Raw genomic sequence first — 1,744 nt, forward strand, 5'->3', positions numbered from 1 at the left:
ATCTAGCTGATTTTCCTTTGCAACGACAAATTCCTTAACCAATCGATAGATAACAGCAAATATCGGTGTAAAGAATATCATCCCAAGTAAGCCAAAGAGATTGCCTCCAATACTAGCAGCCGCAAGCGTGAAAATAGCTGGCAAACCAATAGATTGACCTACAACTCTAGGATAAATAAGGTTTCCTTCAATCAGCTGTATAACTTGATATAGAAGAAGAGAAAGTAAGGCTTGAGTAGGACTCACTGTGAAGATAAAAATCGCTCCCACAACACAAGCAATCATAGGCCCTACATAAGGAATGAACGATAGCACTCCTGCAAATATACCTGTCATTACCCCATAAGGTAGTCCAAACAGGCTGTAGCCAACCGCTATCATAACTCCTATGATGACTGCTTCAATCAGCTGACTCATCAAAAATTGGTCATAAGTCTCTAGTGCTACTTGTCCAATGTAAGTTAACTTTGTCACCACTTTCTCTGGAAATATAACTTTTAGAAGTCTACTCGTCATCGCTGCCAGATGTTCCTTACTGGATAAAAATAAAAAGGTAAATACTATAATCAGAAAGGCATTCATTATACTTGAAAAAATATTTCCTATATTACTAGTCAGACCGGATAAGAAGGTTATCAAAGCTTGACTAATAGAGCTAGACTGTCCCTGAATTCCTGATACGATAGTTGACAGCATGTCTTTGGTTACAAATTCCGAGCTGTCTAGCAATTTCCCAAGTTGAGTCAGGACTGTTGAAAGGACTGCTCCCAGCTGACTAATAGTCTGAGCAAGGGTTGGAAGCACCAAAACCAAAAGACAGATCACGATTAAGATAAGAGATAGGAAAACAAGCACCATAGCAATCGGACGGCGCAACCCTGCCTTTACCTTCATTTTAACTAGGAATTCTTCAATTTTTTTCATGGGAACATTGAGCACAAAAGCAATGACAGCACCATAAATCAAGGTAGAAGTTACTTCAAAGAGAGATACTGCCCCTGATATAAAGCTTGATGCATTCAGAATTACAAGAGTAACCAGCCCTATAAAAAGTATTAATGGGGTGTATTTTTTTACTAAATTCATAAATTCTCCTTAATAAACATGTTTAGATACGACTATACTATTTGGTTTTTCAAACTCTCGGTCAAGGTAAGCTTGGTAAGTTCCTGGTGCGATAAATCCTTTGGGTGAGAGGATATCGGTGCCAGCCTGACCGACTATGGTATCAGCCAAGAGCACACAGTTTGTAGATAAGACAAAGTAGGATTTAAACTTAGATTTGATAAATTTATAAAGTTCCCCATCTGTCTCATGTCTGATTTTATAAGCGTAGGTGTAGTCTTCCTTACCATCACCTGTCATGATTTTATCTGCACTTGGCTCCCATGGAATCGTCAGTTGTTTCAATTCAGCCAACTTTTTCTGAACTGCTTTTTCCATTTCAGGCGTCAAATCTATCCCATAACCAAAAAGCGTTTTTTGACTCTCACGTTTACATAGGTCAATGTACTTGTCACGATCACAGAAATATAAGACACCATCTCCTACCATGCCAAATAAGGTCTCAGAAGACGGATCATAGTTGCCATAAGAAATAACACGGCCTTGATAGCAGATATCCACATGACCAATTGCCGAAAACAGGGAGGTCTCAGCTGTATGAACAAAAATTTCTAGCTCTGCTGTCTTACCAGACTTCACTATTCCAAGATGGATATCTTCTTCCTCATCAGCATTTTCC

Annotated in this window: 1 protein-coding gene and 1 pseudogene; both read right to left on the reverse strand. The window is 38.9% G+C overall.

Annotation, left to right across the window (positions count from 1 at the left end; all coding sequences use genetic code 11):
• The coding region (locus tag DF216_RS10295; protein ID WP_001055024.1) for an AI-2E family transporter at positions 1-1,086 on the reverse strand (1,086 nt) is incomplete at its 3' end.
• Positions 1,087-1,095: 9 nt separating this feature from the next.
• Positions 1,096-1,744 (reverse strand): annotated as a pseudogene (locus DF216_RS10300) (DUF308 domain-containing protein); the annotation flags it as partial.

Source organism: Streptococcus oralis, assembly GCF_004127215.1.
In the GTDB taxonomy this organism is placed as follows: domain Bacteria; phylum Bacillota; class Bacilli; order Lactobacillales; family Streptococcaceae; genus Streptococcus; species Streptococcus oralis_BD.